General features: G+C 70.1%; 7 protein-coding genes, 2 pseudogenes and 1 riboswitch. Of the genes and pseudogenes, 4 read left to right on the top strand and 5 right to left on the bottom strand.

Annotation, left to right across the window (positions count from 1 at the left end):
• Together JGS39_RS34185 and JGS39_RS34180 are read left to right on the top strand one after the other, a co-directional pair.
• The coding region (locus JGS39_RS34185) for a TetR/AcrR family transcriptional regulator (RefSeq protein ID WP_219573638.1) at positions 1 to 487 on the top strand (487 nt) is incomplete at its 5' end.
• Complete coding sequence (locus tag JGS39_RS34180) at positions 484 to 1800, top strand: alpha/beta hydrolase family protein (protein WP_219573637.1); 1317 nt, start codon at positions 484 to 486, stop codon at positions 1798 to 1800. The genes JGS39_RS34185 and JGS39_RS34180, both read left to right, overlap by 4 nt.
• A gap of 90 nt (positions 1801 to 1890) precedes the next feature.
• Here the strand turns inward: JGS39_RS34180 and groL are convergent, their stop codons facing one another.
• From groL to thrC, 4 genes are all read right to left on the bottom strand, one after another.
• Entirely contained in the window at positions 1891 to 3516 is a 1626-nt protein-coding gene (gene groL, locus JGS39_RS34175) for a chaperonin GroEL (protein WP_219573636.1), read from the bottom strand.
• Between the two features lie 436 nt (positions 3517 to 3952).
• Complete coding sequence (locus JGS39_RS34170) at positions 3953 to 4159, bottom strand: cold-shock protein (RefSeq protein WP_003967346.1); 207 nt, start codon at positions 4157 to 4159, stop codon at positions 3953 to 3955.
• 445 nt (positions 4160 to 4604) lie between these two features.
• Positions 4605 to 4883 (bottom strand): MoaD/ThiS family protein, encoded by a 279-nt coding sequence (locus JGS39_RS34165; RefSeq protein ID WP_219573635.1) that lies wholly within the window; start codon positions 4881 to 4883, stop codon positions 4605 to 4607.
• 41 nt (positions 4884 to 4924) lie between these two features.
• Positions 4925 to 6220: a threonine synthase gene (gene thrC / locus JGS39_RS34160; RefSeq protein WP_219573634.1), complete on the bottom strand. Its 1296-nt coding sequence runs from the start codon at positions 6218 to 6220 to the stop codon at positions 4925 to 4927.
• A 17-nt stretch (positions 6221 to 6237) separates the two neighbouring features.
• Positions 6238 to 6364: riboswitch (SAM riboswitch) on the bottom strand.
• Positions 6365 to 6517: 153 nt separating this feature from the next.
• Here thrC and JGS39_RS34155 point away from each other — a divergent pair.
• Together JGS39_RS34155 and JGS39_RS34150 are read left to right on the top strand one after the other, a co-directional pair.
• Entirely contained in the window at positions 6518 to 7465 is a 948-nt protein-coding gene (locus tag JGS39_RS34155) for a glucosyl-3-phosphoglycerate synthase (protein WP_219573633.1), read from the top strand.
• A gap of 53 nt (positions 7466 to 7518) precedes the next feature.
• A pseudogene (locus JGS39_RS34150) lies at positions 7519 to 8895 on the top strand (alpha,alpha-trehalose-phosphate synthase (UDP-forming)); the annotation flags it as partial.
• On the opposite strand, the pseudogene JGS39_RS34145 reads toward JGS39_RS34150, so the two are convergent.
• Positions 8890 to 9412: pseudogene (locus tag JGS39_RS34145) on the bottom strand (trehalose-phosphatase); the annotation flags it as partial. The pseudogenes JGS39_RS34150 and JGS39_RS34145 overlap by 6 nt on opposite strands.

Below are 9412 nucleotides of genomic sequence, written 5' to 3'. Positions count from 1 at the left end.
CGCCCTGGCCGACGCCGAGGGAATCGACGCGGTCACCATGCGACGGGTCGCCGCGGAAGTGGGCGCCGGCGTCATGTCGCTCTACAGCTACGCCCCCGACAAGGAGACGCTGCTGGACCTGATGATCGACCACGTCAACGGCGAACTGTCCGAGTCCGGGCCGCTCACCGGTGAATGGCGGGCCGACCTCAAGGCCATCGGACACCTCCAGCGCGACCACATGCTCCGCCACCCCTGGCTGGCCACCGCCGTGCCCGCCCGCCGGACCCTCGGCCCCCGCACCCTCGCGTTCCTGGAACACGCCCTGGCCGCCCTGCGTCGACGCGGGCTGACCGGCGGTCCCGCCTCATACCGGGGTAGGGGGTGCCGGCCCGCCGATCGAGCACCCGGGTATCACGCGCCCGGGAGCATGGGCGGGGCATCGTGGGGGTGTCCGCAGCACGGTGCGCACCCTGCCCGTGCCGCCCGAACGGGGAGAGTCCAGTGACCGCAGTCCCGCGTACCCGCACCCACAACCGCCGGCAGGTGCTCGTCACCGGGCTGGCCGCGACCGCCGCGCTGGCCACGTCCGCCGTACCGTCCGTCGCGGCCGGGAGCCCGGATCGCTCCACGGCCGGGAGCCACCGGCCGGTGCGCGCGGATCTCCCGACCGCGCGACTCCCCCGCCCCACCGGTCCGTTCGGCGTCGGCTCCACGATCCTCCACCTCGTCGACCGCAGCCGGACCGACCCGTGGGCGCCGGACGCCTCCCCGTACCGCGAGCTCATGGTCAGCGTGCGCTACCCGGCCGCGCCCCGTGGTGCCGCGCCCCGCGTGCCCCAGATGCCGGCTGCCGCGGCCGCCCACTTCGGCGGGCCGGAGGGCGCCGCCGCGCTGAACCTGGGGATGGCGCCGGGGTCGGCCGACTGGGGCGCCACGCTCAGCCATGCCCGGCAGGACGCGCCCGTGCACCCCCGGGCCGGTCGGCTGCCCGTCGTCCTCTACTCCCCCGGGCTCGGGGACCCGCGCACCTGGAACACCGCATTGGTGGACGACCTCGCGAGCCACGGGTACGCCGTCGTCACCGTCGACCACACCTACGAGGCCACCGAGGTGGAGTTCCCCGGCGGCCGGCTCGCCACCATGCGGATCTTCGACGGCGCCCCGCCCTCCGACCCGGACGCGGTCAGCGTCCTGCTGCGGAAGGCCGTGGCGGTGCGGGTGGCCGATACGCGGTTCGTGCTCGACCGGCTGCCGGAGCTGAACCGGACGCGCTTCGGGGACGTACTCGATCTGCGGCGCATCGGGATGTTCGGCCACTCCGCGGGCGGCTTCACCGCGGCCCAGGCGATGCATGACGACCGCCGCATCCGGGCGGGCATCAACATGGACGGGCAGATGGACTACGTCGGCGGAGCGCTGCCGGACGGCAGCCGGCTGAGCACGGTGGCGCTGGAGGGGCTCGACCGGCCGCTGCTGCTGATGGGGACGGAGAGCGAGGGGTCGGGCGACTACCGGCAGCAGCCGTCGTGGGCGGCGTTCTGGCGCAACACCCGCGGCTGGAAGGCGAATGTCACGCTGACCGGCTCGCGCCACGCCTCGTACACGGACGCGCAGGTGCTGCTGCCGCAGCTCGCACGGCAGGGCGCGGAACCCGGGGACGGGCTGACCGCGGCGGTCGGGACCGTACGACCGGACCGGGCGGCGGCCGCGGGGCGGGCGTATGTGACGTCGTTCTTCGGGCGATGGCTGCGGGGCCACGACGACCACCTGCTGGACGGTCCGTCGGGCCGGTTCCCGGAAATGGTGTTCAGCAACTAGACCAGCACAGACATGACACCGGCCCCCGGGGACGAGTCCCCGGGGGCCGGTGTCATGTACTGCTGTGCAGGAGCTACCGATCCGTCAGGATCAGAAGTCCATGTCACCGCCCGGCATGCCGCCCGGAGCGCCGCCGGCAGCGGCCTTCTCCGGCTTGTCGGCGATGACGGCCTCGGTGGTGAGGAAGAGCGCGGCGATGGACGCGGCGTTCTGCAGGGCGGAGCGCGTGACCTTCGCCGGGTCGAGAATGCCCTCGGCGATCATGTCGACGTACTCGCCGGTCGCGGCGTTGAGGCCGTGACCGATCGGCAGGTTGCGCACCTTCTCGACGACGACGCCACCCTCGAGACCACCGTTGACGGCGATCTGCTTGAGCGGAGCCTCCAGCGCCAGCTTGACGGCGTTGGCGCCGGTCGCCTCGTCACCCGTGAGCTCGAGCTTCTCGAAGACGGCCGAGGCCTGGAGCAGAGCCACGCCACCACCGGCGACGATGCCCTCCTCGACGGCGGCCTTGGCGTTGCGCACCGCGTCCTCGATGCGGTGCTTGCGCTCCTTGAGCTCGACCTCGGTCGCGGCACCGGCCTTGATGACGGCCACGCCGCCGGCCAGCTTCGCGAGGCGCTCCTGGAGCTTCTCGCGGTCGTAGTCCGAGTCGGAGTTCTCGATCTCGGCACGGATCTGGTTGACGCGACCCTGAACCTGGTCGCTGTCACCGGCGCCGTCGACGATCGTCGTCTCGTCCTTGGTGATGACGACCTTGCGGGCGCGGCCGAGCAGGTCGAGACCGGCGTTCTCCAGCTTGAGGCCGACCTCCTCGGAGATGACGGTGCCACCGGTGAGGATGGCGATGTCGCCGAGCATGGCCTTGCGGCGGTCACCGAAGCCCGGAGCCTTGACGGCCACGGACTTGAAGGTGCCACGGATCTTGTTGACGACCAGGGTCGACAGGGCCTCGCCCTCGACGTCCTCGGCGATGATCAGCAGCGGCTTGCCGGACTGCATGACCTTCTCGAGCAGCGGAAGGAGGTCCTTCACGTTGCTGATCTTCGAGTTCACGATCAGGATGTACGGGTCGTCCAGGGACGACTCCATGCGCTCCATGTCCGTGGCGAAGTACGCCGAGATGTAGCCCTTGTCGAAGCGCATGCCCTCCGTGAGCTCGAGCTCCAGACCGAAGGTCTGGGACTCCTCGACGGTGATGACGCCTTCCTTGCCGACCTTGTCCATGGCCTCGGCGATGAGCTCGCCGATCTGGGTGTCAGCGGCGGAGATGGAGGCCGTCGAAGCGATCTGCTCCTTGGTCTCCACGTCCTTGGCCTGCTCCAGGAGGGCGGCGGAGACGGCCTCGACGGCCTTCTCGATGCCCCGCTTGAGAGCCATCGGGTTCGCACCCGCGGCCACGTTGCGAAGGCCCTCGCGGACGAGTGCCTGAGCGAGAACGGTGGCGGTGGTCGTACCGTCGCCGGCGACGTCGTCCGTCTTCTTGGCGACCTCCTTGACCAGCTCCGCACCGATCTTCTCGTACGGGTCCTCCAGCTCGATCTCCTTGGCGATGGAAACACCATCGTTGGTGATCGTGGGGGCGCCCCACTTCTTCTCAAGGACGACGTTGCGGCCCTTGGGGCCGAGGGTGACCTTGACGGCGTCGGCGAGCTGGTTCATGCCGCGCTCAAGACCGCGCCGGGCCTCCTCGTCGAAGGCGATGATCTTGGCCATATGAAGTGGTCCTCCCGGACAGGGGTGGATTTCTCCGGACCGAGTGGCGCCCGCGACGGACGGCCTGCGTGCCTGCCGGTTCCTTGCCCCGGAGGCCTGCGGGCCTCACCGGCCCGGTCCAAGTTTCTGTCACTCTCACCCAGAGAGTGCTAAGCCAATAATTAGCACTCGACCCCCGAGAGTGCAAGCGTCCCCCTCGGAGTGTGGACAGCCACAGGGGGCGCGACGGAAGCACGCCCGGGACGCGCGGGGGTTGTTCGCACCGACAGTGGACCCGGGACCCGCGGAGGTGTTCACCGCGGCAGCGGTCCTGGACCCGCGGAGGCTGTTCGCCGCGGCAGCGGACCCGGGACGCGCGGAGGGCCCGTACCTGTGGGGTACGGGCCCTCCGTGCGTGAGTAGTGTCGTCGACCGACTGCGTCGAACCCGGCCGGGCTCAGCCGACGGCGAGCTTGACCATGTCCGCCTGCGGCCCCTTCTGACCCTGCGAGATCTCGAATTCAACTCGCTGACCCTCTTCGAGGGTGCGGTACCCGTCCATCTGGATCGCGCTGTAGTGGACGAAAACATCCGCACCACCGTCGACCGCGATGAAGCCGTACCCCTTCTCCGCGTTGAACCACTTGACGGTGCCCTGAGCCATGCCTAACTCCCCTATTACTGGCCCTTGCACAGGACCGCACTTCGCGGGCCCGGGTCAGAACTCACCCTCCGACAGGAGAGGGTGTGTGCGCCGGAACGCGTCGACCGCGGCCGAATGTATCTGCCCAACTGCCCTCTGCAACAGGTCAATCGGACGAGAATTCTGAGCAGAACCGATCGCCCGAATACGAGGAATTCACGAGATTCCAGGGCAAGTCGGGCCAGGCAAAGGCGACTTATGGCGCAAGGAGCTCGGACACTTTGGCTGCTTCTTGTCGTGGCCAGGCGCATTCTCATATGCGGGGGGCACGGGCAGCGGAGGGGACTTCCCTCACTGTACCCCGCTCAACCATGCAGAATTACCCCCTCCGCTTCTCTCGCGGAGGGGGCAATCATGGTCACGCTGTGAAGTCGGCCCGGCGGCCGTGAAAGGCCCGGGCCGTGGCTCAGCAGCCGCCGGCGACGGCCGGGATGATGGAGATGCCGGCGCCGTCCGGCGTGGCCGCGTCAAGGCCGCCCTCGAAGCGCACGTCGTCGTCGTTGACGTACACGTTCACGAAGCGGCGCAGCTTGCCCTGGTCGTCCAGGACGCGGGCGGCGATGCCCGGGTGGTCCTTCTCCAGGGACTCGATGACCTGGGAGAGGGTCGCGCCCTCGGCCGGGACCTCGGCCTGGCCGCCCGTGTAGGTGCGGAGGATGGTGGGGATACGGACCTTGACGCTCATGGTGGGTGCCCTTCCTGAAGTCTCGGGTGGTCGGAAGCTTCTCAGCTGGTGGCAGCGAGGCCCGCGGCGCGGAAGGCGTCCAGGCTCGGGCGGATCGTGGCGCTCACCTGCGAGGTGGCGGCCACGGCGTCCAGCGTCTTGAGGCCGTCACCGGTGTTCAGGACGACGGTGGTGAGCGACGGGTCGAGCAGACCGGCGTCGATCAGCTTCTTCGTCACGCCGACCGTCACGCCGCCCGCCGTCTCGGCGAAGATGCCCTCGGTGCGGGCCAGCAGCTTGATCGCGTCGACGACCTGTTCGTCGTTGACGTCCTCGACGGCGCCGCCGGTGCGGCGGGCGATGTCCAGGACGTACGGGCCGTCGGCCGGGTTGCCGATCGCCAGGGACTTGGCGATCGTGTTCGGCTTCTGCGGCCGTACGACCTCGTGCCCCGCCTTGAAGGCGGTGGAGACCGGGGAGCAGCCCTCGGCCTGGGCGCCGAAGATCTTGTACGGCTTGTCCTCGACCAGGCCGAGCTTGATCAGCTCCTGGAGACCCTTGTCGATCTTCGTGAGCTGCGAGCCGGACGCGATCGGGATGACGAGCTGGTCGGGCAGCTGCCAGCCGAGCTGCTCGCAGATCTCGTACGCGAGCGTCTTGGAGCCTTCGCCGTAGTACGGGCGCAGGTTGACGTTGACGAAGCCCCAGCCCTCGCCGAGCGGGTCGCCGATGAGCTCGGAGCAGAAGCGGTTGACGTCGTCGTAGTTGCCCTCGATACCGACCAGCTCACCGCCGTACACCGCGGCCATGACGACCTTGCCCTGCTCCAGGTCGTGCGGGATGAACACGCACGAGCGCAGACCGGCCCGGGCGGCGGCGGCGCCCACGGCGCCGGCGAGGTTGCCGGTGGAGGAGCAGGACAGCGTGGTGAATCCGAAAGCGCGGGCGGCCTCGACGGCGATCGCGACGACGCGGTCCTTGAAGGAGTGCGTCGGGTTGCCGGAGTCGTCCTTGACGTACAGACCGCCGGTGACGCCCAGCTCACGGGCGAGGTTGTCGGCCTTGACCAGCTTGGTGAAGCCGGGGTTGATGTTGGGCTTGTCCGCGACATCGGAGGGGACCGGCAGCAGCGGCGCGTAGCGCCAGATGTTGTTGGGTCCGGCCTCGATGCGCTTCTTCAGCTCGTCCGGGGAGCCGCTCGGCAGGTCGTACGCCACTTCGAGCGGCCCGAAACAGGACGCGCAGGCGAAAATGGGGCCGAGTGCGAATCGCTCTCCGCATTCGCGGCAGGAAAGCGCCGCGGCGGGACCGAGGTCCACGGAAGTTTCGGTGGGTGCTGCAACAGTCTCGATAGCCATGATGGCGAGGCCCTTTCTCCTCATCTTCCTCGCGACGCATTTCGTCACGAGACGGAATTGGCACCTTCCCCACCTGACCTCGCGGTCGGCGGGAGGGTTGCCGGGACTTCAACGGGCCGTTCCCTCTGTCCCTCTGGATGAGCGCTGTGGCACTGGACCATGGATCCAGGCGTTTATCGGCGGATGGACCCCGGCATGCGACGGCCATCTGCGTTGTTCAAGACTGTAACCGAAGCACCGGACTGTTGAGATAGTCGTCCGTACCGCGAGATGGATCACATACAGGGAGTATCGACCGTGCTGGAAGAGGTCGAACGCTGGCTGACCAGGCGTTCCTGGTCAGCCGCCGACCGTCCGCTGGACCGTCTGCTCGACGCCAGGAACGGCGCGAACGGTGCGAGCGTGAGTGTGGTGCTGCCCGCGCTGAACGAGGCGGAGACGGTCGGCGACATCGTCACGACGATCCGGCGCGAGCTCATGGAGAAGGTCCGGCTGGTCGACGAGCTCGTGGTGATCGACTCCGGTTCGACGGACGCCACCACCGAGGTCGCCCGCCGGGCCGGCGCCCGCGTCGTCCACCGCGACGCGATCCTGCCCCGCGTTCCGGCCGTCCCCGGCAAGGGCGAGGTGCTGTGGCGGTCACTCCTGGTGACCGGCGGCGACATCGTCTGCTTCATCGACGCGGACCTGAAGGACTTCTCGGCCGACTTCGTCTCCGGCATCGTCGGCCCGCTGCTGACGGATCCCTCGGTGCAGTTCGTCAAGGCCATGTACGACCGCCCGTTCGGCGACACCACCGGTCAGGGCGGCCGGGTCACCGAAATGGTGGCACGCCCGCTGCTCAATCTGCACTGGCCCCAGCTGGCCGGGTTCGTCCAGCCGCTGGGCGGCGAGTACGCCGTGCGCCGCTCGCTGCTGGAGCGGCTGCCGTTCCCGGTCGGTTACGGAGTGGAGCTGGGCCTGCTCGTCGACGCGCTGCACACGGTCGGCCTGGACGCGCTCGCCCAGGTCGACGTCGGCGTCAGGAAGCACCGTCACCAGGACGGCCAGGCGCTCGGCCGGATGGCGGCCTCCATCTACCGGACCGCTCAACTCCGGCTCTCCCGGGGGCATCTGGTCCGCCCGTCGCTGACGCAGTTCGAGCGCGGTGAGCACGGGTTCGTCCCGCACACCTATCCCGTGGACACCGAGGAACGGCCGCCGATGCGCGAGATCGAGGAGTACGTTTCACGCCGCGCGGCGTGACGTGGCCTGCTTTCGCACGTTTGGGCGGTTCATGATCGGGCTAGATTTCGCCCATGGTCTCCGAGCACGCCCCTCAGCCCGCTGCCCAGGTACTCGTCGCGTCCAACCGCGGCCCGGTCTCGTACGCGCTCCGCGAGGACGGCACCCTCGACGCCAAGCGCGGCGGAGGCGGACTCGTCTCCGGCCTGAGCGCCGTGGACGACAAGATGTGGGTCTGCGCCGCCCTCGGGGACGGTGACCGGGAGGCGGTACGGCGCGGGGTCGGCGAACCGGGCGTCCGGATGCTCGACATCGACGCGGACGTGCACGCCGACGCGTACAACGGCATCGCCAACTCGGTGCTCTGGTTCGTCCACCACCTGCTCTACCAGACCCCCGTCGAGCCGGTCTTCGACGCGGAGTTCCGCCGGCAGTGGGCCTCCTTCGAGACGTACAACCGGGCCTTCGCCGAGGCGCTCGCCGAGGAGGCGGGCGAGGGTGCGGCGGTCCTCGTGCAGGACTACCACCTGGCGCTGGTGCCCGGGATGCTCCGCGAGCTCCGGCCCGACCTGCGGATCGGCCACTTCTCCCACACCCCGTGGGCGCCCGTCGACTACTTCCGGCTGCTGCCCGACGACATCGCCGAGCAGCTCCTGCGCGGCATCCTGGGCGCTGACCGGGCGGCCTTCCTGACCCGCCGGTGGGCGGACGCGTTCATCGGCTGCTGTGCGGAGATCCTCGGCGGCACCGGGCACACCCGGATCGGGGTGCACGGCCTCGGCGCCGACGCGGACTTCCTGCGCGGCCGCGCCCATGAGGCGGATGTGGACGAACGGATGGCGGCGTTGCGGGAGCAGGTCGGCCCCGGCCGGAAGACGATCGTGCGGGTGGACCGTACGGAACTGTCCAAGAACATCGTCCGTGGTCTGCACGCCTACCGCGCCCTGCTCGACGAGCGGCCCGAGTGGCGCGGGCGCGTCGTCCACATCGCGTTCGCCTACCCCTCGCGGCAGGACCTGGCGGTCTACCGGGAGTACACGGCCGAGGTCCAGCGCGTCGCCGACGGGATCAACGAGACGTACGGGACGGCGGACTGGACCCCGGTGGTCCTCCACGTTAAGGACGACTTCGCCCGCTCGCTGGCGGCGTACCGGCTGGCGGACGTCGCGCTCGTCAACCCGATCCGCGACGGCATGAACCTGGTCGCCAAGGAGGTCCCGGTCGTCTCCGACCACGGCTGCGCGCTGGTGCTGTCGCGGGAGGCGGGGGCGTACGAGGAGCTGGGCGCCGACGCGATCACGGTGAACCCGTACGACGTGTCCGCCACCGCCGCGGCCCTCCACGAGGCGCTGACGATGGCGGACGACGAGCGGACTGCCCGCACGAAGCGGCTGGCCGCGGCGGCCACCGCGCTGCCGCCGCAGCAATGGTTCCTGGACCAGCTNGAGGCCCGGGGTGCCCTCGGGGCCCTCGGTGCGGAGCTTGTCGACGGCGGCGTACGCGGCGAGGTCGCCCAGGTCGTCACCGGCGTAGAGCACGGAGCCCGCGCCCGTCTCGTGCACGTACTGCGTGAGGGCCACACCCTTGTCCATGCCGGAGGGCCGCAACTCCAGGACCAGGCGTCCCGGTTCGACGATCAGACCGTGGCGGGCCGCGAGCTCGCCCAGGGGGCCGCGCAGGGCCTCGAAGGCGGCCTGCGGGTCGGCGGCGCGGCGGGTGTGGACGGCGAGCGCCTGGCCCTTCTCCTCTATCCACGTGCCGTGCCAGGAGTCGAACCGGTCGAGCACGCCGGGGAGTTCGGCCCGGACCGCGGCGACGCCGGGGTGCGGGGCGGGGGCGTGGACGGTGCCGGAGACGGCGTCCCAGCGTTCGGCGCCGTAGTGGCCGAGGACGACGAGCCGGTCCAGTCCCGCGACCCCGGCGAAACCGCCGTAGCGGACCGCGACGCCGGCCGGGCGGCCGGTGATC

This window comes from Streptomyces poriferorum, assembly GCF_019399235.1.
Lineage (GTDB): Bacteria > Actinomycetota > Actinomycetes > Streptomycetales > Streptomycetaceae > Streptomyces > Streptomyces poriferorum.
The sequence above is the reverse complement of the archived record's forward strand: the minus strand, read 5'-3'. Positions and strand labels throughout refer to the sequence as shown.

What these genes read in the sequence shown, in the direction of transcription:
- groL (WP_219573636.1), bottom strand. Translation starts at nt 3,516, where the DNA reads ATGGCCAAGATCATCGCCTTCGACGAGGAGGCCCGGCGCGGTCTTGAG.
- JGS39_RS34170 (WP_003967346.1), bottom strand. Translation starts at nt 4,159, where the DNA reads ATGGCTCAGGGCACCGTCAAGTGGTTCAACGCGGAGAAGGGGTACGGC.
- JGS39_RS34165 (WP_219573635.1), bottom strand. Translation starts at nt 4,883, where the DNA reads ATGAGCGTCAAGGTCCGTATCCCCACCATCCTCCGCACCTACACGGGC.
- thrC (WP_219573634.1), bottom strand. Translation starts at nt 6,220, where the DNA reads ATGGCTATCGAGACTGTTGCAGCACCCACCGAAACTTCCGTGGACCTC.